Origin of the sequence: Marinirhabdus gelatinilytica (genome assembly GCF_003353425.1) — a bacterium.
Classification (GTDB): domain Bacteria; phylum Bacteroidota; class Bacteroidia; order Flavobacteriales; family Flavobacteriaceae; genus Marinirhabdus; species Marinirhabdus gelatinilytica.
Map to the genome: position 1 here is coordinate 315,079 of NZ_QRAO01000001.1, position 25,177 is coordinate 340,255.

Below are 25,177 nucleotides of genomic sequence, written 5' to 3' on the forward strand. Positions count from 1 at the left end.
GCGAGAGCGAACCGCTGTGGGGCGTGCCATACTATTCCTAACGCTAGGTTGCTTTATTTATAGCAAACCCCTGAAGGTATGTTGGGCAACAACGAACCGCTGAAGACTTTTCGCCCTTTCCACTACCCTATTATTTCTTTACTCACAACCAAATCCAAACAAGCTGGCGAGCAGTGATGAGCGAGAGCGAACCGCTGTGGGGCGTGCCATCCTATTCCTAACGCTAGGTTGCTTTATTTACAGCAAACCCCTGAAGGTATGTTGGGCAACAACGAACCACTGAAGACTTTTCAACCTTCCTTAAACACCGGTTCGTCTTTTACACCTCTAACATGTAAGGTATTACTGCTTGTACAAGCTATTCTAAATTAACAGAAAGGCAGGCAATTACTTGTTCATCATTTCTACCAACAGAGCATTTACTAGGGTTTTAACACTTAAACGAAAAAATACTCCTTTGGTCTAAAATTTATTTTTCAACAAACTGAATAGCATATATTTGACCCATACCATAGCATAAGTAGGTTAAGTTCATGGTAGATTTGGGGCAAAAAAAGGTGGACAAACGTTCACCTTTTTTTATGCCCCAAACTTTGGGGTGGCGAGCAGTGATGAGCGAGAGCGATGAACTGCGAGGCGTTTACCGCTCCTCTTGAACAAACGTTCACCTTTTCTTCCTACGGCATACAGGTTATATATCCCCAAATTTCGGGGGTGGCGAGCAGTGATGAGCGAGAGCGATGAACTGCGAGGCGTTTACCGCTCCTCTTGGACAAACGTTCCCCTTTTCTTCCTCGGCATACAGGTTTTATATCCCCAAATTTCGGGGGTGGCGAGCAGTGATGAGCGAGAGCGATGAACTGCGAGGCGTTTACCGCTCCTCTTGGACAAACGTTTACTTTTTGCATACAATACATTTTGGATTTGAGAGCAAGAGTCTGTCAGAGCGAACTACTGTATGAAAATTCGCTTGAACTTCAAAAAGCATTCACTTTATTCAAAAGTAGTTTATTAAACCGAAAAACCTCTTCCAGTTCTATTGAAAGAGGTTTTTAGCTTTATTAAGATTCAGCTTATTTGTTCTGCATGTATCTTTTTAAAACTTCGTCCCAATCAATTACGTTGAAAAATGCTTCCACATAATCTGGGCGTCTGTTTTGGTAGTTGAGGTAGTATGCGTGCTCCCAAACATCCAATCCAAGAATTGGCGTGCCGCCACACCCTATTCCGGGCATCAGGGGATTGTCCTGGTTAGCGGTACTGCAAACTTCTACCTTACCTCCGTCATGCACGCACAGCCAAGCCCAACCTGAACCAAATTGTCCTTTGGCCGCTTCAGAAAATTTCTCCTTCAAATCTGCAAAGCTCCCAAATGCACTGTTAATAGCACTCTCCAACTCTCCAGAGGGCTCTCCGCCTCCATTGGGCGACATTATTTCCCAGAACAAACTGTGGTTATAATATCCACCGCCGTTGTTACGTACGGCTTTGTTTTCCTTGTCAAGGTTGATCAAGATATTCTCTATGGTTTTTCCTTCCATATCGGTTCCCTCAATCGCCTTGTTCAATTTATCGGTGTATCCTTGGTGATGTTTCCCATGGTGAATTTTCATGGTTTTTTCGTCTATATGCGGAGCCAATGCGCCGTGGTCGTATTTTAATTTCGGTAGTTCAAATGACATATTCTTCGTTTTTTTGGTTACTATTATTTTTCAATTGTAAATATACATATTACACACCCTTGTGAATGTTATAGAATTTATAAGATTTTTATATCTGTATAGACAAAGTTGATATGCTCTGCCTTGGTGTTAAAATTTGTACTTTTATAAAAAAAACAGTGGCCAACTTTTTGCCTTTTCAAATTTACAATGCTTCTGCTGGTAGCGGAAAAACCTTTACCCTCGTAAAATTATATCTGAAACAATTAATAACCGCCCATAGGGACGATGGTTACAAGAATATGCTAGCCATTACATTTACCAACAAGGCGGTGGCCGAGATGAAACAGCGCATTGTTGAGGCTTTGGTGGAATTTTCTGAAGATTTTGACGAGAAGGACCCCCCTGTGATGCTTACACAAATAGCTGCCGAAACCAATCTGGACATTCTCCAACTGCAGCAAAAGGCAAAAAGAGTCCTTACTCATTTATTGCACCATTACGCCCATTTTAGTGTAGAGACTATAGACCATTTTAACCATAGGCTTATACGCACTTTTGCAAGGGACTTAAAGTTGCCGGCACATTTTGAGGTAAGCCTGGATACTCCACAGCTTATCATGGAGGCCGTGGACCAACTCATTGCAAAGGCCGGAGAGGACAGGGCCATTACAAAGCTTTTGATACGATTTGCCCTACAGAAAACCGACGAGGACAAATCTTGGGACGTTGCAAGAGATATTGCTGGGGCCGCTAGTTTGCTATTGAGTGAAAACGATGCAGCACATCTCAAAAAGCTAGAAACAGCGACACTTGAGGATTTTCAGGATTTCGAAAAATCTATCCGAAACAAGAGAGACGAAAAACTCACAGCAGTTTCAATACTGGCGCAGGACACACTTTCGCTCATTACTGAAGCTGGCTTGGAAAAAAATGACTTTTCAGGAGGTAACCGCGCTTATTTCCCCAGTTATCTTGAAAAATTGGCAGCGCAGGACCTGGGGGTTTCCTATGGTGCCGCCTGGCAAGAAACCCTCGGGGAAAAACCCATGTACCCCACTTCAAAGACTCCCGACCATATCGCTGATACCATAGATGGGATTACTTCCCAGTTGGTAGCCGTGTTTCAACACACAAAGCACCTTGTTTCAGAAATATGGCTGTATGACAATATCGTGAAAAACCTCGTGCCACTCTCGGTAATCAATTTGGTACAGCAAGAATTTGAAGCATTGAAAGAGCAATACAATGTGCTGCCTATTTCAGAATTCAACACCATCATCCATAAGGAGATAAAGGATCAACCAGCACCTTTTATCTATGAACGTTTGGGCGACCGCTACCGTCATTTTTTTATAGACGAATTTCAGGACACTTCACTATTACAATGGCAAAATTTAATCCCATTGATAGACAATGCCCTATCCCAGCAATTTGAAGACCAAGAGCAGGGAACCCTTTTATTGGTGGGCGATGCCAAACAGTCCATTTACCGTTGGAGGGGTGGTTTGCCGGAGCAGTTTATGAATTTATACGAAAATGTTAACCCCTTTGCGATACAGGAAAAGAAGGTAGAAAACCTTGAAACCAACTATAGGAGCTGTGAAGAAGTGATAGGTTTTAACAATCAGTTTTTCAGTTTTATACAACAGTATTTTGGCAATCCCGTACACGGAAATCTGTACGAAATAGGGAATAAACAAAAACATAACACCAAAGAGAACGGCTATGTCCAACTAGAATTCATAGACGCCGAGAACAAGGAGCACGCCCACAAACTGTACGGTGAGCAGGTACGTGAAACCATTACGAAACTCACGCAGAACGAATATGCCCCAGAGGAAATTTGTATCCTTTGCCGCACCAAGAGCAACGGTATTGCCCTGAGCACTTATTTAATGGAACACGGCATTGATGTAGTATCATCAGAAACCTTGTTGCTTCAATTTTCGCCACTGGTGCAGTGTATCATAAATACGCTAACCTTTGCTGTTTTCCCTACTCATGAAACAGCAAAAGTTTCATTTTTGGAATTTGTACACGACACATTCAACATTAAAACCCAAAAACACGATTTTCTGGTGGAACTTTTGCCCTTAGAGGACGTTCAATTTACCGAGGGTCTCAAAAAATACGGGATTTACTTTTCGGTTGCTGAAGTTAATACCAAATCGTTATACCAAACCTGCGAATACATCATAAGTGCTTTGCAATTGCACAAAAGAGCTGATGCCTACCTCTTCACTTTTATGGATTTTGTGCTGGATTTTGAGAACAATCCCCAAGCCGGAAAAATAAACTTTTTGGAACATTGGGAACAAAAAAAGGGTACGGCCAGCATTCCATCGGGAAATACACAGGGTGCAGTACAGGTTATGACCATCCACAAATCGAAAGGACTGGAATTTCCTGTGGTTTTGTTTCCTTATGCAGATACAGATATTTATGGCGAAATAGACCCAAAAACCTGGTTTCCTATAAACCACGAGCCTTTAGAAGAAGCCCTCATAAACTATAAGAATGAAGTGGCGAACTACGGAGAGGCCGGGCAACTCATTTATACCGAAAGACGCAACACCCTAGAGCTGGACAACTACAACCTATTGTATGTTACCCTGACCAGGGCCGTGGAACAACTTTACATATATGCTGAAAAGCCCTCGCGACAAATTTCAGACCCACCGAAGAATTTTGGGCAAACCCTAATTGCTTTTTTACAGCATAAAGGTATGTGGCAAGACTCCCAAACAGTGTATCGTTTTGGAAATGCCGAAGCTACCGCAACATCTCGCCCTAGGGAAACCGAAAAACAGCACTTAATTTCTGAAGAGCCCATATTTATAACATCCCGCCCAGAAAACCACCAGCTTAATGTTGCCAGTGCCGAAGCACTCCTATGGGAAAATGAAACCGAAGTAGCCATAGACTTTGGGAATCTGCTGCACGATACCATGGAGAAAATAAGAACACGGAAAGATATCGTTTCAGTTTTCGAAAACTATAGAAAGCGAAGCATACTTCCTTCTGAAAAATTAGCTGCATTGCAAACTACGGTTGCTACCATTACAAACCATCCTGAGGTTTCTTTTCTATTTGATGATTCTTTGGATACAAGTTCTATTTTCAACGAACGTGACATTGTAACAAAGGACCACCAGCTAATGCGCCCGGACAGACTGAACTTTATGGATACTAAAAAGGTGGTTGTTACAGATTATAAGACCGGGACCCCCCTCGAAAAACATAAAACCCAACTTACGGCTTATGCGCAATCACTACAGGATATGGGCTTTGTGGTAACGCTAAAAGTCTTAATTTATGTGAACGGGGACACTATTTCCATAAATAAAATTTAACTTTGCTAGCCAACAAAAACACTAGGTATGTACGGAAAGATTAAAGAACATTTACAAAAGGAACTACAGGAGATAAAGGACAATGGGCTTTATAAAAAAGAGCGCATTATTACCTCGCCACAGGACGCTGTTATAAAAATTTCCACAGGAGAGGAAGTCGTAAATTTTTGCGCAAACAATTATTTAGGCCTCTCCTCAAATAAAGAGGTGATACAAGCTGCTAAAGATACCATGGACACCCATGGCTTCGGCATGTCCTCTGTTCGGTTTATCTGTGGTACACAAGATATCCACAAAACGCTGGAAGCAAAGATTGCCGAATACTATCAAACCGAGGATACCATACTATACGCAGCGGCCTTCGACGCCAACGGAGGTGTTTTTGAACCATTGTTGACCAAAGAAGACGCTATTATCTCAGATTCCTTAAACCACGCTTCAATTATTGACGGTGTTCGCTTGTGTAAGGCAGCCCGCTACCGGTATGAGAACAGCAACATGGACGACCTGGAAAAACAACTTATTGCAGCCAATGAAAATGGAGCTCGCTTTAAGATAATAGTAACGGACGGCGTTTTCTCTATGGACGGGATCGTGGCACCCCTGGACAAGATTTGTGATCTTGCCGAAAAATACGACGCTCTTGTTATGATAGACGAATGCCATGCCACTGGATTTATTGGAGAGACTGGCCGTGGAACATTGGAAGAAAAAGGAGTGATGGGACGTATCGATATTATTACTGGAACCCTAGGCAAAGCTATGGGCGGAGCCATGGGGGGATACACAACCGGAAAAAAGGAAATTATTGAGATACTTCGACAAAGATCAAGACCTTATCTGTTTTCAAACTCACTGGCACCGGCCATAGTGGGAGCCTCTATTAAGGTGTTCGACATGTTATCCAAGGACACTACCCTGCGTGATAAGCTTGAAGAGAACACCAACTATTTCAAAAAAGAAATGAAAGCCGCTGGGTTCGATATAGTTGATGGAGACTCGGCCATAGTGCCCGTGATGCTGTACGATGCAAAACTTTCCCAACAAATGGCAGATATGTTGCTAGAAGAGGGAATATATGTGATAGGTTTTTTCTACCCTGTTGTACCCAAGGGGAAAGCAAGAATTAGGGTTCAACTGTCTGCCGCTCATGAAAAATCACACTTGGATAAAGCCATTGGAGCATTTGTTAAAGTAGGTAAGAAATTAGGGGTAATTAGCTAATAGCGTGACATAGAATAAAAAGGAAGCTATCTCTATTTATGAAAAATTTAGTAGATTTGCTTTTGTTTATAAGTTTTAACAACTTACTTTTGTTCCATTAACACTTAAAAATTAAACAATCGAATATGAAACATCTTAACAGTATTTTAGTTGCTGCGCTCCTTATCATTGGGGTTGGTGCAGCTAACGCACAGGACGAAAACAACCCTTGGGCAATAGGTGCCGGTATCAACGCAGTAGACATCTTCCCAACAGGGATTGATGACGAAGGTCGTTTCCCGGCAACAGACGAAAATTTCACGGAAATTAAAGGTGAAATGTTTGACGAATATTTCAACGCTAACGACCACTGGAATATTTTGCCTTCAGTATCTAGAGTATCTGTAGGAAGATACATTGGCAGCGACTTCTCATTCACTGCTGTTGGTACAATCAACAAAATAAGCAAAATAGGTGACCTTAGAATTGACGACGTGACATATTACGGTGTTGATGGTGAGATTAAGTATAGCTTGAGAGACTTATTGAACGGTCCTGGTGGATGGTTCGATCCTTCTATTGGTGTTGGTGGTGGTTACACTTGGGTAGACGACATAGGATTTGGTACTGCAAACGGTATCGCCGGTGTACGCTTTTGGTTAGGCGAAAACTTCGCTTTAGACCTTCAGTCTACTTACAAGCACGCTTTCGAAGATTCATACGGTATACAACATTTCCAACACTCTGCTGGATTCATGTTTAAATTTGGTGGAAAAGATACTGATGGTGACGGTATCTACGACGTAGACGATGAGTGTCCTGAAACTCCAGGTCTTCCTGAGTTCAACGGATGCCCTGATACTGATGGTGACGGTATTGAAGACAGAAACGATGCATGTCCTAACACACCAGGTCTAGCTGAATTTAACGGATGTCCTGATACTGATGGTGATGGTATCCCAGATCCACAAGATGCTTGTCCTACTGTAGCTGGTCTTGCTTCTATGAACGGTTGTCCAGATGCTGATGGTGATGGTATCACTGACGCTGAAGATGCTTGTCCTAACGAGGCTGGTCCTAAAGCTAACAACGGTTGTCCTTACGAGGATCGTGACGGTGACGGTGTATTGGACAAAGATGATGAGTGTCCAGACGTTCCTGGTACTGTTGCAAACAACGGTTGTCCAGAAGTAACTGTAGAAATTATCAACCAGTTGAACGAGTACTCTAAAACTATCTTGTTCGATTACGATAAGGCTACTATCCGTCAAGAGTCTTACTCTGCACTTCAGAGTATTGCAGACATTATGAAGGAGTACCCATCTGCTAACTTCCATATTGAAGGACACACAGATAGCAGAGGTAGCGACTCATACAACGAGAAATTATCTCGTGAGCGTGCAGCTTCAGTAATGCAGTACTTAACTACAATTGGTATCCCAGGCAGCAGGTTAACATCTGAAGGTTATGGAGAGACCCGTCCAATTGCTACAAACAACACTGCAGCAGGAAGACAACAGAACAGACGTGTTGAGATTTCTTTGAAGAAATAAATAACACTCTAAATAAATAACTAGAAACGCCTCCAATTTTGGGGGCGTTTCTTATTTTTAGGGTATGCAAACCTTTTTGGAAGAAACCCTACAGCTCATTGAACAAAAACAGGAAAACCTGTCTAGTTGCATCTTCATCCTCCCCAGCAAAAGGGCTGGTGGATTCCTAAAGAACCACCTAAGGAAACAAACCCAAAAAACTACATTCCTCCCCAAGATAATTAGCATAGAAGAGCTTATAGAAGAGCTCTCCGGTTTAGAGATTATAGACACTACCGAGCTTCTTTTTAAAAGCTACGAAGTTTATAAGAATACAAAAGCAATAGCGGAAAAAGAATCCTTCGAGGGGTATGCTTCCTGGGCCATCACCTTGATGAACGACATCAATGAAGTAGATAGATATCTGCTGGACCCAAAACAGTTCTTTGGATATTTGGGAAGCATAAAATCGCTGGAGCGTTGGAATGTCACTTCAGAAAGATCCAGCTTCATCAAGAATTATCTAGATTTCTGGAAACAACTTCCAGAATTTTATTTCAACCTCAAAGAAACACTTTTAAAAGAGGACATTGCCCACCAAGGCCTCGTGTACAGAGAGGCCGCCGAAAACACAGAATACTATCTCCAAGCGAACGGGGAGCGAAAACACGTTTTTATAGGATTTAACGCCTTAAATACTGCCGAGCAGCAAATTATCCAAGCTTTTCTGGAAATTGAGCACAACAGCATCTATTGGGATGCAGAAAACCATTTTGTAGACAATACCAAGCACGGGGCATCACTTTTTTTTAGAAGATACCTCAAGGAATGGAAGATGTATAAGGACAACACTCCAAGGCTGATATCAAACAATTTTGACCAACCCAAAGATATCACCAGTATCGCTTGTTCAAAAAACAGTGCACAGATTAAATACGCGGGGCAGTTATTGGAACAATACAGTCAAGAAAAATTGAACAGCACAGCAATAGTCCTTGCAGATGAAACATTACTCCTACCATTACTACACTCCTTGCCAAATAATGTTACCCAGGTAAATGTGACCATGGGAGCGGCGCTGAAAAACTTCCCGATAGCGGTGTTTTTTGAAACTTGGCTGGCTATCCATAAAAAAGGAAGCGATACATTTTATTTCAGGGACACCTTAAAACTATTGGGAAGTCCCGTGGCATCTCAACTATTAAACAGCCAGCAAGTTACGCAAGCCATTACCCAACAAAACAGGAGCCACTATACCCTAGCGCAACTGCAAGATATTTCAGCAGAAAAAGACAGTACAAATCTTCAGTTATTGTTCGGGAATATAGAGACCTCCCCCCAAAGAGCTCTTGAAATACTTGGCAAAATAATATTCGAGCTCCAAACAACAACCACAAACAATGTAGTGGAAAAAGTAGTACTACATAAATTATTTGGGATAATGGAACAACTACTGGCACTGGGCAAAAAATACGACCACATTTCCAATCTTTCCACCTTGATAGAGTTGTTCAACGAGCTCATCGCCTCCACAACAATAGATTTTAAAGGCGAGGCCTTTCAGGGCTTACAAATTATGGGGGTACTGGAAACCCGTGTGCTGGATTTCGAGAATGTTATCGTGCTTTCGGTCAACGAAGGGGTCCTTCCCTCGGGAAAATCGAATGCATCATTTATTACCTACGACCTCAAGAAACAATTCAACCTACCTTCTTACATAGAGAAAGACGCCATTTATACATACCATTTTTACCATATGCTCCATAGGGCGAAAGAGATCACATTGTTGTACACCAACTTTTCTGAAGGATTAAATAGTGGAGAAAAGAGCAGATTTATCCTTCAGTTGGAGATAGAGGGACACCCCAACCACACTTACATCGAAAAAGTTGTAACGCCCAATATTTCCATTCAGCAAAAAGAAGTAACGAAAATTGAAAAGACAGAAAAAGTAACTCAACGGCTCGTCACTATAGCAACAAAAGGGTTTTCCCCTTCGGCACTCACGAGCTACATTCGTAACCCCATAGACTTCTACTACCAAAGAATACTGAAGGTTACCGAGTTTAACGAAGTTGAGGAGACCGTTGCCTTTAACACGCTGGGAACCATCGTCCACGATACCTTGGAGCAATTATATAGCCCGTTGGTAAATTACCCGCTTACAAAAGAAGTACTTGAAAATTTACAGGAAAAGATTGCCGGGGAGGTCACGCAACAATTTTCTATAAATTTTCAAGGTGGAGATATCTCAAAAGGGAAAAACCTTATCATTTTTGAAGTTGCCAAGCGCTATGTAGAAAACCTCATCGCGCAAGATCTTACTGAAATAGAAAATGGCAACACAATTGAGATTGTACATATTGAGAGCGACCTCACCCACACTATTGACATCCCAGAGCTATCCCATCCTGTAAATATCCATGGGAAAGTAGACCGTGTAGATCTGTACAATGGACAACTGCGCATTATAGATTACAAAACCGGGAATGTGCAGCAGGCCGATCTAGATTTGGTAAATTGGGAAGAGCTGCCTATAGACTATAAATACAGCAAAGCATTTCAGGTACTTACGTATGCTCTTATGCTCTATGGAAACCAACCTTTTGATGTAGCGCAGGCGGGAATAATTTCCTTTAAGAATATGGCAAACGGGTTCTTGAAATTTGGCACGAAAGATTCGCCAAGGAGCCGAAACAAAAACCAAGAAATCACAAGGGAAACACTCGAGCTATTTTCAGAAGAACTTAAAAAGCTAATATTGGAGATTTGCAGTCCCGAAATCCCTTTCACCGAAAAAGAAGTATGACCAACATGAAAGTACTTACAAACAACATTCTTGAGCGAAACGGTAAAAAACCCATTGTATACGATGTGTATTTCACACCCAACCACAGTCCGAAACCTATTGTTATTTTTTGTCACGGGTACAAGGGGTTTAAGGATTGGGGTGCGTGGCATCTGGTAGCAAAAGCATTTGCCGAAGCTGGTTTTTTCTTTGTTAAGTTCAACTTTTCGCATAATGGGGGTACCGTAGAAGACCCTATAGACTTTCCCGACTTAGAGGCTTTTGCGCAAAACAATTATAGCAAAGAGCTGGAAGATCTGGAGGCCGTCATCAACTTTATCGCTACTACAAAGAGGTTTCACGAAGAAGCCGCGGTGGATACTATCTCACTTATTGGTCACAGCCGTGGCGGCGGCATCGTTCTCATAAAAGCTGAAGAAAATAAGCTCGTAAAAAAAGTGGTTACTTGGGCAGGCGTAAGCGATTATAAAACTAGATTCCAAGAAGGTTCCGAAAGTTTCGAAAACTGGAAAAAAACGGGACGAACCTATGTGGAGAATGGCCGTACCAAACAACAAATGCCGCACGATTGGCAATTTTTTGAAGATTTTAAACAAAATGAGGAGCGCCTTTCCATAAAAAGAGCACTCGAAAGCTTAGAAAAACCGTGCTTGATCGTTCACGGTAGTGAAGATGAAACGGTTGCCGTTGAAGAAGCTAAAAAAATGAAGTTGTGGAACAACAACGCTTCATTAAAAATTATTGAAGGCGCAAATCACGTTTTCGGCTCCATGCACCCTTGGCGGGAAAACGCTCTGCCTTCTAATGTAGAGCACGTTGTAAGTGAAACCATCTTGTTTTTACGTAATTGAGTTAAAAATATAGTGTTTTACTGTAAAATTGGGGGAAAAGCCCCTTGACTCGTGAAGGTACTTTTCTGAAATTTGTTGAAACCAATTACATTAGATTATGAGAACCAAGAACAGAATCCCGGGATTGAAGAGTAAGTGGAAACAAATATTAAAAGGCACCCCCAGTAAAGAACAGCTAAGGCAGTTTATGAGGGATATTGAACGGCAGAAGAATATCAAAACCGCCAATGCGCAATAAGTTTATAAAAACTATTTCTACCAATATATATTATATATATTAAGGGGCAAGCCGTAAAAAGCTTGCCCTTTTTCGTGGAGAATATCGGAGTCCCCTCGACTCTACGCTCCTACGTCGCAATGCTCAGGATAAACTTCTCCTCCGAACACATCTTCTTAAAAAAATAAAGGGACAACCGTTGAAGGATTGTCCCTTTTCGTGGAGAATATCGGAGTCGAACCGATGACCTTTTGGCTGCCAGCCAAACGCTCTAGCCAGCTGAGCTAATCCCCCATTTCAGGCTACGAAGATAATAAATTTTTCGGTTCCCATCGCAAAATAAATAATGCTTCCGCGCATAGCAAATCATTCTCCGGGAAAAAGTATCTTTACCCGCCTTGCACATCAAATACTCAACTATGATTCGGAAAGCGAAACCTTCAGAAATCGGCACTCTTTTAACCATAACAAAAGCTTGTGCCGCTAAGATGGCTTCGGAAGGAATCTTTCAATGGGACGAAGCATATCCCAATGTAGCAGCTTTTCAGAAGGACGAAAAAAGAGGGGAACTCTATGCGCTGTTTGCCGAAGAAACCATTATCGGCTGCATTACCATCTCAACGTTCAAGGATGAAGAGTATAACACGGTAGATTGGCTGACCAAAGATGGTTTACAGTACTATATCCATCGTCTTGCCGTACACCCCGATTTTCAGCATCAAGGCCAAGCAAAGAAACTAATGGATTTTGCTGAATCCTTTGCGAAACAGCAGGGCGCCGTTTCAGTGCGGTTGGATACCTTCAGTCAAAACATACGGAACCAACGCTTTTACGAGGCCCGTGGCTATCAAAAATTGGGCGATGTGTATTTTCCCAGACAGGCCGAATATCCATTCCATTGTTACGAATTAGTGCTTTAGAGCAAAATTGTAGAAACAGCAACCCATGTAAAAGAGCAAATCTTTAGCTTTGCAGCACCAATGAGCGTGACCAACATTTCCTTTAAACGTATCCAACAACTCGCCATTCCTGCCATAGTTGCCGGCATTGCAGAGCCCGTGCTTTCCAGCACCGATGCTGCCGTGGTGGGCAACATCCCAGAGTTTGGCACGGAGAGCTTAGCCGCGGTGGGCATTGTGGGTACTTTTCTTTCGGCATTGATCTGGATCTTGGGACAAACCCGTAGCGCTATTTCGGCTATTATCTCACAAAACTTAGGGGCGGGAAAGATTGGGGACCTACGAAGTTTTCCGGCGCAGGCAATATTCTTTAATATCGGTCTCAGTATCATTGTTTTGGCGAGTACGTATTTTTTTGTGGAAGAAATCTTTACCCTCCTAAATGCTGAAGGTATTATCCTCGAGTTCAGTATAGATTATTACAACATTCGCGTATGGGGCTTCCCATTAACGCTGTTTACCTTTGCCGTTTTTGGTATTTTCCGTGGATTACAGAATACTTTTTGGCCCATGATCATTGCGGCCATAGGCGCAGGACTTAATATTGCACTGGATTTTGCACTGGTTTATGGTATTGACGGTATACTAGAGCCCATGGGAGTTGTGGGTGCTGCTTGGGCTAGTTTGATTGCCCAAATTCTTATGGCAATCCTCTCCTTTATTTTAATACTGAAAAAAACCAAGGTCTCTTTGCGGCTTGTGCTTCCACTCCATTTTGAGATGCGTCGTTTGGTTTCTATGAGTTTCAACCTGTTTTTGCGCTCCCTTGCTTTAAACGCTGCTTTGATACTCTCAACAAGAGAAGCGGCCGCGTTGGGCAAAGAATATATTGCAGCGCATACCATTGCGTTCAATATTTGGATATTTACAGCTTTCTTTTTGGATGGCTACGGAGCCGCAGGAAATATTTTGGGCGGAAAGATATTGGGAGAGCGTAACTTCAAAAATCTTTGGAAACTCACTAAAAAAGTGAACCTATACAACATTGCGGTGGCAACACTGCTAGTATTGATAGGTTTGGCGTTGTACTACCCCTTAGGGTTGCTCTTTAACAAAGACCCAAAAGTTTTGCAATTGTTCTATGGGATGTTCTTTATGGTATTGATCTGCCTGCCGTTCAACGCAGTAGCATTTACGTTGGATTCAATCTTTAAGGGGTTGGGCGAAATGGGCTATTTAAGGAACGTGTTGTTAAGTGCTACTATTTTCGGTTTTATTCCCGTATTGTATCTTTCAAAATACCAAGAATGGGGGCTTATTGGAATTTGGTTGGCACTTATAGTTTGGATAGCCTGGCGTGGTGCAGCGCTCATCATTAAGTATTACAGAAAATACCTTCCCCTGGCAAGGGCATAACGTTTAAAACGACTATAAAGAAATAAATTTGTTTCTATGACTGAAATTTTTGACTACCTAAACGGAAAAGGCGGGCTTTACGTACTCGGACTCATAGTGGTCGTGGTATTCTTGATAAAAAAAATACGTGCAGAAATGTACTTTAGAAGCGTCCATAAAAAAGACAAAAAGAAGAAATAAACCTCCCGAAACTTGCTATACATAAAATTATGGTAATTTTACTTTATAAATCTATGCTATGGAAATAATCGAATTCTTAGGCGGTCCTGGACTGTTCTTGCTTTTGGCCATATTGGTAGTTGTGGTGGTGGTTTATAGTAAATTTAAAAACCGAAGATGAGCAATATACGAATCACAAAATCTTTTTCTTTTGAAACAGGCCACGCCCTGTATGGCTACGATGGGAAATGCCGTAACGTGCACGGGCATAGCTATAAGTTGTTCGTAACCGTAATTGGCACCCCGATTGCAGACACCAACCACGTAAAATATGGAATGGTGATAGATTTTGGCGACCTTAAAAAAATAGTAAAAGAGGAAATTGTGGATGTTTTTGATCATGCTACCGTATTCAACAAAAACACCCCTCACGTAGAACTGGCAAAGGAGCTGAGCAATCGTGGACACAACGTGCTGTTGGTAAATTACCAACCCACCAGCGAGATGATGGTAATAGATTTTGCCGAAAAAATAAAGACCCGCCTCCCAGAAAACATCCAGCTATACTCCTTAAAGTTACAGGAAACAGCCACCAGCTATGCTGAATGGTATGCTAGTGACAACCCTTCGACCCCACTCAGGGTACTAAAAACTAATTAATGAATTTAAAAACCTTGCACACTGAGCGTAGCCGAAGTGTATCTTTGAACCATGCAAATCCCTCCAGGAAAAAAAATATACTTCTCTAGCGACAACCACTTGGGCGCTCCTAATGCTGCTGAAAGTTTGCCGCGCGAGAAGAAGTTTGTGCGTTGGCTGGACGAAATAAAGGAAGATGCAGCGGCTATATTCCTATTGGGCGATCTCTTCGATTTTTGGTTTGAGTACAAGACCGTGGTTCCAAAGGGGTTTGTACGTGTATTGGGTAAATTGGCAGAGTTGAGTGACAGTGGCATCCCAATCCATTTTTTTGTGGGAAATCATGATTTATGGATGGGCGATTATTTTGAAAAGGAACTCAACATACCTACCTATCGCGAACCTAAAGAGTTTGTCCTTAACAACAAAGTGTTCTTTATAGGTCATGGAGACGGAAAAGGACCGGGAGACAAAGGGTACAAGCGAATGAAGAAAGTATTTCAGAACCCTGTTTTCAATTGGTTGTTCCATTGGTTCCACCCAGCTTTGGGAATGAAGCTTGCGCAGTATCTCTCTATAAAGAACAAATTGATCTCTGGTGAGGAGGACAAGAAATTCCTTGGCGAGGAAAACGAATGGCTGGCACAATACGCAAAGCGAAAGTTAGAGGCCAAACATTACGATTATTTCATTTTTGGACATCGTCATCTCTCCATGGAGATACAAGTAGGCGAAAACTCTAAGTACTACAACCTAGGCGATTGGATCACCCAGTATACCTACGGCGTGTTTGATGGGCAACAGTTTGCACTAAAGACTTTTGAAGGTTAGTGGGTGGTTATTTCAACAGTGCTTCTAATGTTAATGCGTCCAACTTTCCATCTGGAAAAAGATTGTTATTTTCCTCAAAGTTTTTGAGAGCGGTTTGGGTCTCCAAGCGATATAAGCCATCGTGCCGTATGGTATCTCCTTTTTCAATTAAGATTCGCTGTACCTCATAGACCAAGGCATTTTTTTCACCCAGTTTAAAGGTGTTTTCCCTTGGGCTGGAATAGAACATTTTACGTATGAGGTCTTTTCTTTTCTCGGCTTCGGAAGGTTTTGTGTCAGTTTCAACGTTGGGTTGCTCTTTGGACAGTAGTTTATCCTCAAAATATTTCACGTTTGCCAAGAGTTCGGCGTACTTGGTTACGGCTGTGGTGGTTTCATGATCATCGTCTTCTGGATTTCTCACGTCTATATCGTTAGCGCTCCATTGGGTAATCACGTAACCGTTCAGTTTTTCAACAGCTTCTAGATAATCCAATTTCAATTCTTTTTCAGCAGAGATTTCACGTATTGCATCTGGAGCCTCGTAATAATAGTTTGGAGGATGGAAACGTTGCCATGTATAGTAAAAGTTATAGCCCATTATGGTAACTATTATAGCGAGTAAAAAAATGATGATGGCTTTCATGCTGTGGGTGGTTAATTACATTAAAGATAGAAAAAATTAAGGTTTAATATCCTTTAGTCGAAGTTGGAGGGATACATGTCCCTGCCATTCGTTTTCATCTATCACATAGGCGGCTTTAAAGGGTTGTCCTTTACAGGCTATACCTTGCTTAGCTGCCATTCCGAAGCCTATCCCAGTAAATTGAGCGCTATTACCTTGTTTAACAACTACGCGTAGGTGGCTTTTATCCTCACCTACACATTTTCCAAGGCCTACGTCCTTTAGGTGTTGTGACATAAAAACTGGCCGTCTGTTTCCAGGGCCAAAGGGTGCAAATTGTTTTAAGATACGATAGAATTTTGGGGTGATATCTGCAAGGTCTATTTCGGCATCTAGCTCCAGTTCAGGCTTAAGGAGTTTTGGGTCTATGGTTTGGGCGACTACTTTTTCAAATTCATCTTTAAATTTTTGGTAATCTTCTTCGAGCAAGGTCAATCCCGCAGCATATTTATGCCCCCCAAATTGCTCGATATGCTCTTGGCAGGCCTCCAGCGCATTGTACACGTCGAACCCTCTAACGGAACGTGCGCTGGCAGCCAGTTTTTCTCCGCTTTTCGTGAACACCAGCGTGGGGCGGTAGTAGGTCTCAGTAAGTCGTGATGCTACGATACCTATCACGCCTTTGTGCCAGTTTTCGTTATATACCACGGTGGTCGTACGGTCCTCTTCCTTTTTTTCTGAAATCTGCAATAATGCTTCCTCGGTTATAAGTTTATCGGTATCTCGTCTTTGGGTATTGAACTCTTCAATCTCACCGGCCCAAACAGCTGCTCTGTTTATGTCTGTCTCGGTAAGGAGGGTTACAGCGTGGTTGCCATGTTTCATCCTTCCTGCGGCATTGATGCGTGGCGCAATGATAAAGACAACATCGGTTATGGTGAGTTCGGTTTTCTTGACTTGTTTTAATATAGCCTTGAAACCCGTACGCGGATTGCTATTAATCACCTTTAGCCCGAAATATGCCAAAATCCTATTCTCTCCCGTAATAGGAACAATATCTGCCCCAATGGCAGTAGCCACCAAATCCAGATACAGTACCAGATCTTCAATAGTTTGGTTTCGGTTCTTTGCCAGGGCTTGTATCAACTTGAAGCCTACACCACAACCGCATAACTCTTTATAGGGGTATTCACAATCATCCCTTTTAGGGTCTAGTACTGCCACCGCTTTTGGGATTTCAACTCCTGGCCTGTGATGGTCACAGATAATAAAATCTATATTTTTTTCTGAAGCATAGGCAACTTTTTCAATAGCTTTTACGCCACAGTCCAGAGCAATTATCAAACTGAAATCGTTGTCATGCGCAAAATCTATCCCTTGGTACGACACTCCGTAGCCTTCTTCATAACGATCTGGGATATAGGTGGCCACGTTGGGATAATAGCTTTTTAAGTATGACGACAACAGAGCAACGCTGGTGGTGCCATCCACATCGTAGTCGCCATATACCAGGATATTCTCTCCTCCTGCAATAGCTTTTCCAATACGCTGTACGGCCTTGTCCATATCTTTCATAAGGTAGGGGTCGTGCAATCCATCCAAAGAAGGTCTAAAAAACTTTTTGGCATCTTCAAAGGTTTCAATCCCCCGTTGTATGAGCAAGGAGGCAATGATTGCATTTACCCCTAAGGTCTGGGAAAGTTGTGTGGTTTTTTCTTCGGAAGGTTTTGGTTTTAGGGTCCAGCGCATACGTTCAAGGTTCATATTCTTCATTAAGAATTATGGAGGTATAAACTTTAGGGGAGAAATGTAAAGGTAACCAATTAAGTGATGAATTTAAATGTATGTAAATTTTTGTATATTTAAATACTCCCCCTCTAAAATAGTTTTACATGAAATGTTTCAACTTTATTATTGCGCTGTGCCTATTTCCGGTTACACAACTATTGGCACAAGATGGAAGTTATGACACCTCATTTGGCAACAACGGAATAACCATAACCGATTTTGAGGGAGAGGCAGATATTGCACGACAAATGGCACTACAACCCGATGGGTCTATATGGGTATACGGCCATAAATCGTTTAACATAGGCTTTGAAAAAATAATAGTTCGCTACGCTCCTAACGGACTGTTGGATACAAACTTTGGCAACAACGGAATTGTATTGGTAACAGAGCAGGATGACCTGAATTATACACAATTACTTCCCCTGGGCGATGGAACAGTACTTGCCGCAGGAATACAGGAGAACAATTCCCAGAACGATTTTATTATAACCAAATACACTGTTACAGGCTCCATTGATACTAGCTTTGGCAGCAACGGGACAATAACTTTGAACGTAGATAACGAAGAAGAAATCTTTGTGCATCTCACCAACAACAATACCATTACCCTGCTGGGCGCTACTGAAAGTAATAATGAATTTGTTTTGGTTATGGCCAGGTATTTGTCTGATGGCACGCTGGACACAACCTTTGGCACAGGAGGAATAGCCACCACTGTTCTTGAGACGAATCCTTCGCTTACTTACAATATATACGAAACCCTATCCTATAATTCTGGGTTTCTTATCTCCTATTCATCATTAGCTCAGAATCAGAACCGAATAGTAAAGTTTGCCAAGATGAATGGAAATGGAACCTTGGACACCTCGTTTGGTAACGCCGGTATCGCCAATCCTGGTATTGCACATGATGCATACACCCAAGTGGCATTAACTGTACTTCCTAATGATAGTTTTATGGCTCTCATTCATATTTCACGCTATTTCACAACCGGGCAAAGCGAAACTTATTTCTCCAGATATTTATCAAATGGTAATTTAGACCTGTCTTACGCCAACAACGGAATTAGAGATGTTGGATATTTTGAATTTGCACCATACAAAATTATCCGGCAAGCAAATAGCCGTTTGCTAGCTTATGGTGGGTCTAGCGGGATTGATGGGCCTACGGTTACGATAATTCGATTTTATGAAAATGGTTTTATGGATAACTCTTTTTCTGGCAATGGTGTGTTTTCACAAGATATGGTTCCTGTAGGAATGCGCTTGGCTCCAGATGGCGCAATCCTTGGAGTATCTAGTACCCCGTGGTATAGTGGTTTTGAAGATTTTGCAGTGTATAGACTGAATAACAACCCTTTAAGGGTTGAAGAAAACTACAAAAGTAATGTTGGGGTTTTTCCCAACCCAACTAGTGACTTTATAATGGTATCTTGTACCGAATGTTCTCTGCGCAATATCCCATACCAAATAACCGATGCCTTTGGAAGGGTAGTTATAAGAGGAAAGATTGCTGAAACCCCAATTATTTCATTGGAGGGTCTAGCCACAGGAATATATTATCTAGCTACTGCCGAAACCACGGTAAAACTTATTAAAAAGTAAGGTTTTACTAATTGAAATACATCCTGGATACGTTAGCTGGTTTTAATGGCTGAATTATCTTTAAAGGACAGGCCACATTTGTGCTCCAATCCATAAAAAGATATAGTCCTACTAGGGTTTGTTGCGCCGTCCTTTCTAGAGATTTTTATGGAGGCTGAAACTACAATTGCCTAGAATAGTACAAGAATTTTTTCATAATTAAGTATCTTCACATTCTTCAAAAGAAAAGACAAAAAAACTTTATACCATACAAAATGCCATTAGTAACACCCCTCTCACCAGATCACGATAAAAACACACAGGAGCTAGCCGAATTCTTTAACGAGACCCTTGGTTTTTGCCCCAACAGTGTGCTAACCATGCAACGTAGGCCCGCTATAAGCCGTGCCTTTATAAACCTCAATAAAGCTGTCATGGCAAACGAAGGTAATGTTACCTCTGCTCTAAAAAGAATGATTGCTTGGGTAAGTAGTAATGCTACGGGATGTCGCTACTGCCAAGCCCATGCCATTCGCGCTGCTGAACGCTACGGAGCAGAGCAGGAACAGTTGGACAACATTTGGGAATACCGCACCCATCCCTCCTTTAACGAGGCAGAACGTGCAGCACTGGACTTTTCACTGGCCGCCAGCCAAGTACCCAACGCAGTGGACGAGGAGATTAAAGAACGCCTCTATGAACATTGGAACGAGGGCGACATCGTTGAAATGCTGGGTGTGATCTCACTTTTCGGATACCTAAACCGCTGGAACGACAGTATGGGCACCAGCATTGAAGAGGGTGCCGTGGAGAGCGGTGAGCAGTATTTAGGAAAACACGGTTGGGAAAAAGGGAAACACGAGTAGAAATAGAAACTTAAACTGAAATCGAAGTTTGAAAACCGCGCTATAATCTCAAATGTGCAATTAGTTCTAACTCTCAGCGTTAGAGGGCTGGGGTGAGGGACTTGGTCATAATAAAATCTCCGCAACTTTTTGTTGTAACAGCGGCACTACATTTCCTTCAAACCAAGGGTTTTTTGCCCTCCAAAACCTGTTTACGGGTGAAGGGTGCGGGAGCGGCCAAACGTTTGGGAGATACTCCTCATAGTTCTCAACTTTAGAGGTCAAATTTCTATTTTCATGAGGCAGGTAGTAGGCGGTTGCGTAGCTGCCAATGAACAAGGTAAGCTGTACATTCCTCATTTTTTCCAATACACGGTCATGCCATAGCGGGGCGCACTCTTTTCTTGGGGGTAGATCACCTGTTTTTGCTTTTCCCGGATAACAAAACCCCATGGGTAGTATCGCAAAGTTTTCAGTATTATAAAAGGTAGCCTCATCCACACCTAGCCACTCCCTCAATTTCTTACCACTCTGGTCTGCCCAGGCCTTTCCACTCTCGTGTACAATACGTCCTGGGGCTTGACTTATAAGAATTATTTTAGAGTTCGGGCTGGCTTCAATAATGGGTCTGGGACCTAGTAGCAAATGACTCTTGCAAACCGAACAGTCTCTTATTTCTGAAAGGAGTTGCTTCATCTTGTATTGTTTCCTTCCAACACAACAACCAGCTCTCCTTTAGGCGGATGTGCCCTATAATATTCCAAAACCTCAGCAATGGTCCCGCGAATGGTTTCTTCATGTAGTTTGGTAATTTCACGTGATACCGACACCTTCCTATCTTCACCAAAATATTCCATAAAATGCCCCAATGTTTTTACCAGTTTGTGGGGTGATTCGTAAAAAATCATGGTTCGAGTTTCTTGTGCCAACAATTGTAGGCGTGTTTGCCTACCTTTTTTTACGGGCAAAAACCCCTCAAAAACAAACTTATCGTTGGGCAAACCGCTGTTTACCAAAGCAGGAACAAAGGCCGTGGCACCCGGGAGGCAATCTACTTCTATGCCTGCTTGTACACAGGCTCGGGTAAGTAAAAATCCTGGGTCACTAATGGCTGGCGTACCGGCATCGCTTATAAGGGCAATGGTTTGGCCTGCTTCAATGCGTTTTACGATACCTTCAACCGTTTTGTGCTCGTTGTGCATGTGGTGGGATTGCATAGGTGTCGCTATGTCGTAATGTTTTAAGAGCTTTCCGCTGGTCCGGGTATCTTCAGCAAGGATAAGGTCTGCTACCCTCAAAACTTCAATAGCACGAAAGGTAATATCCTTTAAATTGCCAATGGGCGTAGGAACTAGGTAGAGTTTGGACACTAGAATTTATTTAAAATATTGACTGCCAAGTAAAGCACTAATTAAATTTTTTCTCAACCAACGCCATGAACCTGTCCTCGTACTCTTGTTTCTCTGCCCAGAAGTTATAGTCTGGTTTTACCTTGGTCTTTATAAAGGTTTGGGCCTCTTCAAAAGTCTCTATGGTGTTTATTTGTGAAAGGACACGGGTATAGTCCTCGGTATTACCATTAAAAAGATGCTTTACATAGGCAAGACGATCGTTCAAACCAATATTCATCCCGCTCGCTACCTGATCGTTAATGGATTTCGGCTTTTCGCTCATCCCTAGATCGTCTATCAAGCGTTTTTTGTTTTCTGGTACGGGAACACCCTTTGCAGGTTGGCGTTCTTCAAACTTTTTTTCGGCTTTTGGAGCTTTCTCTGTTGTAGTCTTTCTTTCAAAAGTTGGGGTTTGCTGGTAGGTGCTGGCAAACTCTTCGAGGTCATTTTTCATGTATTTTTTCTTGGGAAGCACTTCTTCCAAGATTTTGTCTACTTGTTGAGACTCGGCAGGCATCTGGGCTACAAGATCCTTTATTTTTTCAATAAGCGGTTCTACCAGATCTTCTTTATGTTGTGGTTGTGGGATGGGTTCCGGTTCGGTAAACCAATTTTGTTCTTTGTAGCTCTTGCTGTCAAAAGATTCAATTTCATTCTTGCTGGGAACCGTTGTCTCTCCCTCGATTTGTTGCTCCAAATGTTCCAAAATCGTCAGTTTTTCATATATAGCAGCAACCTTCTTTTTTAGTTGGACAGTGCTTGGGCACTGTTCTTGAAGGATTTCTTTTGCCAAATCTTGTAGGTCTTGTTGCAACTTTTTTTTCATCTGTATCAATAACTTTTTTAGTTCCTAAGGGATGGGGTCTACTTTGTTTTGTTAAATTTACGCATCCTATATGTAAACGTCAAGAATTTCCGTTTTATTCTAAAAAACACCCTATGTTTCTCGAAAATACCGTAAATCAAAAAGAGCAATTTGGCTGGATCGAGGTGATCTGTGGCTCTATGTTTTCTGGTAAGACCGAAGAACTCATACGCCGATTGAAGCGTGCACAATTTGCCAGGCAAAAGGTCGAGATTTTTAAGCCTACCGTAGATACCCGTTACGAAGAAGACCACGTGGTCTCGCACGATAGCAACCAGATACGTTCCACACCCGTTCCCGCTGCGGCAAACATACCCATCTTGGCAGATAATTGTGATGTAGTGGGCATCGATGAGGCCCAGTTTTTTGACGATGAAATAGTAAAGGTGTGCAACGATCTTGCAAACCGTGGCGTACGTGTAATCGTTGCCGGGCTGGATATGGATTATAAAGGCAACCCCTTTGGCCCCATGCCTGCACTCATGGCTACGGCAGAGTATGTTACCAAAGTACATGCGGTATGTCCTCGCACCGGAAACCTTGCACATTATAGCTTCAGAAAATCCAACGACGACAACCTCGTACTATTGGGTGAGACCGAAGAATATGAACCATTGAGTCGTGCTGCCTACTATAAAGCCGTATTAAGGGAAAAAGTAAGAAAAATGGAGGTGCAGGATCCAGAACAAATAGTCCCCAAACAAGGCCAAGAGGCCAAAAAGCAAGGTTAAGAATGGCCCAATTTAAAGAAACAGTGCTGGAAATAGACCTAAACGCTCTTGCACATAACTATACATATCTTACCTCAAAACTTCATAATGGCATTAAAACCATGGCCGTTGTAAAAGCTTTTGGGTATGGTAGTGAGAGTACCGCCATTGCCAAGGAGCTTGAACGGTTGGGGGTACATTATTTTGCAGTTGCCTATGTAAAAGAAGGGATTGCTTTACGCGATGCTGGAGTAACTGCGCCTATTTTGGTATTACACCCACAGCCCATAAATTTTGAAGCGTTAATAGACCGTTGTTTGGAGCCTTCTATCTATAGCATTAGGATATTAAGTCATTTTATCGAGGTTGCCCGGTCCAAGAACCAAAAAGCATATCCCGTGCATTTAAAGTTCAATACAGGCTTGAACCGGTTGGGGTTCCGCGGAAGCGAAACTGAAACAGTTTTGGCCAAGCTGAAACACACGAAAGCCCTAAAAATAAGTTCTGTTTTTTCACATTTGGTTGCGAGTGAAGATGCAAATGAAAAGGAATTCACACTAAGGCAAATTGAGAGTTTTAGGACTATTTCAGAAAATATTCAAAAAGAACTGCCCTACGATTTTTTCTTGCACCAGAGCAATACATCTGGGGTACTCAACTACCCGCAAGCGCAGTTCGATATGGTCAGGGTGGGTATCGGGCTGTATGGTTTTGGCAATTCTGATATAGAAAACAAAAACCTAAAACCTGTCGCTACCTTAAAATCTGTAATCTCCCAAATCCATATAGTAAGAAAGGGCGAATCTGTAGGGTATAACCGCGGATTTATCGCAAAAAATCCTTCAAGAACAGCGACCATTCCTATTGGTCATGCCGATGGTATTTCCAGGGCTTACGGGAAAGGTGTTGGCTGGGTAACCATACATGGTCAAAAAGCACCTATCGTGGGAAATGTGTGTATGGACATGCTTATGGTAAACGTAACAAATATTGATTGTGCCGAAGGGGACCAAGTAATTGTTTTTGGGACAAACCCCACCGCACAGCAACTTTCCGAAGCTGTGGGCTCCATTCCCTACGAATTGCTCACGGCCATCTCTCAACGAATAAAACGTGTTGTTTGTCGAAAGTAAACAAGCGTATTTCTCAAAACTTTGCGTTTCTAAATCCTTTTTACCTAATTTAGTGTTGTATTAACATTAAACCACCAAACTATGCTTAAAGAATTTAGAGATTTTATCATGACGGGCAACGTCATAGACTTGGCAGTTGCCGTAATCCTTGCGGGAGCCGTAGGGCTTGTAGTAAATGGGTTTGTATCCGATATTATGATGCCCATTGTAGGCCATTATGCGGGAGGAGTAGATTTTGCAGATATGAAATACGTGCTCTCTGAAGCCGTTGTAGCTGCAGATGGAACCGTAGAAAAGCCCGAAAATGCCGTTATGTATGGTAAATGGGTAAACGCTATCATTAACTTGATAATCGTTGGATTTGTATTGTTTATGATTGTAAAAGCATACGCAAAGGTGCGCAAGAAAAAAGAAGAGGCTCCTGCTCCAGATCCAGGACCATCAGAAAAAGATATCCTTATGGAAATTAGAGACGAGCTGCGCAAAAAATAGCCTCCACGTTTAAATGTGAAGGTTGCTGAGTGATTTTGAGTTAGCTTTAGCAAGCTCAAAATTGCATCGAGCCACCGCTACACTGCTCAAGTTAAACCAAACCACCCCGACTCACGAAGGGGTGGTCTTTTTTTGGGATAATTTTGAGAATTCCTGTACAGTAAACCCGTATTTTTGAACCGTTTAAATA

Annotated in this window: 22 protein-coding genes and 1 tRNA gene; 16 read left to right on the forward strand and 7 right to left on the reverse strand. The window is 42.2% G+C overall.

What is annotated here, in order from left to right; all coding sequences use genetic code 11:
• Positions 1-1,073: 1,073 nt before the first annotated feature.
• Positions 1,074-1,682 (reverse strand): superoxide dismutase, encoded by a 609-nt coding sequence (locus tag C8D94_RS01390; protein WP_115122120.1) that lies wholly within the window; start codon positions 1,680-1,682, stop codon positions 1,074-1,076.
• A 170-nt stretch (positions 1,683-1,852) separates the two neighbouring features.
• Between C8D94_RS01390 and C8D94_RS01395 the strand changes: the two genes are divergently transcribed.
• The 6 genes from C8D94_RS01395 (at position 1,853) to C8D94_RS15225 (ending at position 11,650) form a co-directional block, all read left to right on the forward strand.
• The gene (locus C8D94_RS01395) at positions 1,853-5,017 is read left to right on the forward strand and encodes a UvrD-helicase domain-containing protein (protein WP_211308893.1); all 3,165 of its coding nucleotides are present in this window, start codon (positions 1,853-1,855) and stop codon (positions 5,015-5,017) included.
• A gap of 27 nt (positions 5,018-5,044) precedes the next feature.
• Entirely contained in the window at positions 5,045-6,241 is a 1,197-nt protein-coding gene (gene kbl / locus C8D94_RS01400) for a glycine C-acetyltransferase (RefSeq protein WP_115122122.1), read from the forward strand.
• Positions 6,242-6,366: 125 nt separating this feature from the next.
• Positions 6,367-7,773 (forward strand): OmpA family protein, encoded by a 1,407-nt coding sequence (locus C8D94_RS01405; RefSeq protein ID WP_115122123.1) that lies wholly within the window; start codon positions 6,367-6,369, stop codon positions 7,771-7,773.
• Positions 7,774-7,837: 64 nt separating this feature from the next.
• On the forward strand, positions 7,838-10,561 hold the full coding sequence (locus tag C8D94_RS01410; protein ID WP_115122124.1) for a PD-(D/E)XK nuclease family protein: 2,724 nt from the start codon (positions 7,838-7,840) through the stop codon (positions 10,559-10,561).
• A 5-nt stretch (positions 10,562-10,566) separates the two neighbouring features.
• A complete protein-coding gene (locus tag C8D94_RS01415; RefSeq protein WP_115122982.1) occupies positions 10,567-11,412 on the forward strand; it encodes an alpha/beta hydrolase family protein in 846 nt (281 codons plus the stop codon).
• A gap of 97 nt (positions 11,413-11,509) precedes the next feature.
• A complete protein-coding gene (locus tag C8D94_RS15225) occupies positions 11,510-11,650 on the forward strand; it encodes a hypothetical protein (protein ID WP_170134703.1) in 141 nt (46 codons plus the stop codon).
• 199 nt (positions 11,651-11,849) lie between these two features.
• Here C8D94_RS15225 and C8D94_RS01420 read toward each other — a convergent pair.
• Positions 11,850-11,923: transfer RNA gene (locus C8D94_RS01420), tRNA-Ala, on the reverse strand.
• A 125-nt stretch (positions 11,924-12,048) separates the two neighbouring features.
• Between C8D94_RS01420 and C8D94_RS01425 the strand changes: the two genes are divergently transcribed.
• The 5 genes from C8D94_RS01425 (at position 12,049) to C8D94_RS01440 (ending at position 15,573) form a co-directional block, all read left to right on the forward strand.
• Positions 12,049-12,549 (forward strand): GNAT family N-acetyltransferase, encoded by a 501-nt coding sequence (locus tag C8D94_RS01425; protein WP_115122125.1) that lies wholly within the window; start codon positions 12,049-12,051, stop codon positions 12,547-12,549.
• A 60-nt stretch (positions 12,550-12,609) separates the two neighbouring features.
• Entirely contained in the window at positions 12,610-13,944 is a 1,335-nt protein-coding gene (locus C8D94_RS01430; RefSeq protein WP_115122126.1) for an MATE family efflux transporter, read from the forward strand.
• Positions 13,945-13,980: 36 nt separating this feature from the next.
• A complete protein-coding gene (locus C8D94_RS15230; protein ID WP_170134704.1) occupies positions 13,981-14,124 on the forward strand; it encodes a hypothetical protein in 144 nt (47 codons plus the stop codon).
• 156 nt (positions 14,125-14,280) lie between these two features.
• Positions 14,281-14,763, forward strand: coding sequence for a 6-pyruvoyl trahydropterin synthase family protein (locus C8D94_RS01435; protein ID WP_115122127.1), 483 nt, complete (start codon positions 14,281-14,283; stop codon positions 14,761-14,763).
• Positions 14,764-14,814: 51 nt separating this feature from the next.
• Entirely contained in the window at positions 14,815-15,573 is a 759-nt protein-coding gene (locus C8D94_RS01440) for a UDP-2,3-diacylglucosamine diphosphatase (RefSeq protein WP_115122128.1), read from the forward strand.
• Positions 15,574-15,580: 7 nt separating this feature from the next.
• On the opposite strand, the gene C8D94_RS01445 is transcribed toward C8D94_RS01440, so the two are convergent.
• Positions 15,581-16,198 carry a peptidoglycan-binding domain-containing protein gene (locus C8D94_RS01445; RefSeq protein ID WP_115122129.1) on the reverse strand — a complete coding sequence of 206 codons (618 nt, stop codon included), beginning with the start codon at positions 16,196-16,198 and terminating at the stop codon, positions 15,581-15,583.
• 36 nt (positions 16,199-16,234) lie between these two features.
• Entirely contained in the window at positions 16,235-17,926 is a 1,692-nt protein-coding gene (gene recJ, locus C8D94_RS01450) for a single-stranded-DNA-specific exonuclease RecJ (RefSeq protein ID WP_115122983.1), read from the reverse strand.
• Between the two features lie 143 nt (positions 17,927-18,069).
• On the opposite strand from recJ, the gene C8D94_RS01455 reads away from it, so the two are divergent.
• On the forward strand, positions 18,070-19,572 hold the full coding sequence (locus C8D94_RS01455) for a T9SS type A sorting domain-containing protein (protein ID WP_115122130.1): 1,503 nt from the start codon (positions 18,070-18,072) through the stop codon (positions 19,570-19,572).
• Between the two features lie 254 nt (positions 19,573-19,826).
• Positions 19,827-20,417, forward strand: coding sequence for a carboxymuconolactone decarboxylase family protein (locus tag C8D94_RS01460; protein ID WP_115122131.1), 591 nt, complete (start codon positions 19,827-19,829; stop codon positions 20,415-20,417).
• A 105-nt stretch (positions 20,418-20,522) separates the two neighbouring features.
• Here the strand turns inward: C8D94_RS01460 and C8D94_RS01465 are convergent, their stop codons facing one another.
• Genes C8D94_RS01465 through C8D94_RS01475 form a run of 3 tightly spaced genes read right to left on the reverse strand, consistent with a single transcriptional unit; the run spans position 20,523 to position 22,613 of the window.
• A complete protein-coding gene (locus C8D94_RS01465) occupies positions 20,523-21,092 on the reverse strand; it encodes a uracil-DNA glycosylase family protein (RefSeq protein ID WP_115122132.1) in 570 nt (189 codons plus the stop codon).
• The gene (gene rsmI, locus C8D94_RS01470; RefSeq protein WP_115122133.1) at positions 21,089-21,766 is read right to left on the reverse strand and encodes a 16S rRNA (cytidine(1402)-2'-O)-methyltransferase; all 678 of its coding nucleotides are present in this window, start codon (positions 21,764-21,766) and stop codon (positions 21,089-21,091) included. Before rsmI ends, C8D94_RS01465 begins: the two co-directional genes overlap by 4 nt.
• Positions 21,767-21,803: 37 nt before the next feature.
• Entirely contained in the window at positions 21,804-22,613 is an 810-nt protein-coding gene (locus tag C8D94_RS01475) for a hypothetical protein (RefSeq protein ID WP_115122134.1), read from the reverse strand.
• A gap of 113 nt (positions 22,614-22,726) precedes the next feature.
• Here C8D94_RS01475 and C8D94_RS01480 point away from each other — a divergent pair, with 113 nt between their 5' ends.
• From C8D94_RS01480 to mscL, 3 genes are all read left to right on the forward strand, one after another.
• Positions 22,727-23,383: a thymidine kinase gene (locus tag C8D94_RS01480; protein ID WP_115122135.1), complete on the forward strand. Its 657-nt coding sequence runs from the start codon at positions 22,727-22,729 to the stop codon at positions 23,381-23,383.
• Positions 23,384-23,385: 2 nt separating this feature from the next.
• A complete protein-coding gene (gene alr, locus C8D94_RS01485) occupies positions 23,386-24,495 on the forward strand; it encodes an alanine racemase (RefSeq protein ID WP_115122136.1) in 1,110 nt (369 codons plus the stop codon).
• An 81-nt stretch (positions 24,496-24,576) separates the two neighbouring features.
• Positions 24,577-24,987: a large conductance mechanosensitive channel protein MscL gene (gene mscL / locus C8D94_RS01490; RefSeq protein WP_115122137.1), complete on the forward strand. Its 411-nt coding sequence runs from the start codon at positions 24,577-24,579 to the stop codon at positions 24,985-24,987.
• Positions 24,988-25,177 lie beyond the last annotated feature (190 nt).

Excerpts from the sequence above, each read along its gene's own strand:
- C8D94_RS01415 (WP_115122982.1), top strand. The coding sequence starts at position 10,567 with ATGAAAGTACTTACAAACAACATTCTTGAGCGAAACGGTAAAAAACCC.
- C8D94_RS01475 (WP_115122134.1), bottom strand. The coding sequence starts at position 22,613 with ATGAAAAAAAAGTTGCAACAAGACCTACAAGATTTGGCAAAAGAAATC.
- C8D94_RS01430 (WP_115122126.1), top strand. The coding sequence starts at position 12,610 with ATGAGCGTGACCAACATTTCCTTTAAACGTATCCAACAACTCGCCATT.
- kbl (WP_115122122.1), top strand. The coding sequence starts at position 5,045 with ATGTACGGAAAGATTAAAGAACATTTACAAAAGGAACTACAGGAGATA.
- C8D94_RS01455 (WP_115122130.1), top strand. The coding sequence starts at position 18,070 with ATGAAATGTTTCAACTTTATTATTGCGCTGTGCCTATTTCCGGTTACA.
- C8D94_RS01445 (WP_115122129.1), bottom strand. The coding sequence starts at position 16,198 with ATGAAAGCCATCATCATTTTTTTACTCGCTATAATAGTTACCATAATG.
- C8D94_RS01460 (WP_115122131.1), top strand. The coding sequence starts at position 19,827 with ATGCCATTAGTAACACCCCTCTCACCAGATCACGATAAAAACACACAG.
- C8D94_RS01465 (WP_115122132.1), bottom strand. The coding sequence starts at position 21,092 with ATGAAGCAACTCCTTTCAGAAATAAGAGACTGTTCGGTTTGCAAGAGT.
- C8D94_RS01390 (WP_115122120.1), bottom strand. The coding sequence starts at position 1,682 with ATGTCATTTGAACTACCGAAATTAAAATACGACCACGGCGCATTGGCT.
- C8D94_RS01410 (WP_115122124.1), top strand. The coding sequence starts at position 7,838 with ATGCAAACCTTTTTGGAAGAAACCCTACAGCTCATTGAACAAAAACAG.
- recJ (WP_115122983.1), bottom strand. The coding sequence starts at position 17,926 with ATGCGCTGGACCCTAAAACCAAAACCTTCCGAAGAAAAAACCACACAA.
- alr (WP_115122136.1), top strand. The coding sequence starts at position 23,386 with ATGGCCCAATTTAAAGAAACAGTGCTGGAAATAGACCTAAACGCTCTT.
- mscL (WP_115122137.1), top strand. The coding sequence starts at position 24,577 with ATGCTTAAAGAATTTAGAGATTTTATCATGACGGGCAACGTCATAGAC.
- C8D94_RS01480 (WP_115122135.1), top strand. The coding sequence starts at position 22,727 with ATGTTTCTCGAAAATACCGTAAATCAAAAAGAGCAATTTGGCTGGATC.
- C8D94_RS01435 (WP_115122127.1), top strand. The coding sequence starts at position 14,281 with ATGAGCAATATACGAATCACAAAATCTTTTTCTTTTGAAACAGGCCAC.
- C8D94_RS15230 (WP_170134704.1), top strand. The coding sequence starts at position 13,981 with ATGACTGAAATTTTTGACTACCTAAACGGAAAAGGCGGGCTTTACGTA.
- C8D94_RS01440 (WP_115122128.1), top strand. The coding sequence starts at position 14,815 with ATGCAAATCCCTCCAGGAAAAAAAATATACTTCTCTAGCGACAACCAC.
- C8D94_RS15225 (WP_170134703.1), top strand. The coding sequence starts at position 11,510 with ATGAGAACCAAGAACAGAATCCCGGGATTGAAGAGTAAGTGGAAACAA.
- C8D94_RS01425 (WP_115122125.1), top strand. The coding sequence starts at position 12,049 with ATGATTCGGAAAGCGAAACCTTCAGAAATCGGCACTCTTTTAACCATA.
- C8D94_RS01405 (WP_115122123.1), top strand. The coding sequence starts at position 6,367 with ATGAAACATCTTAACAGTATTTTAGTTGCTGCGCTCCTTATCATTGGG.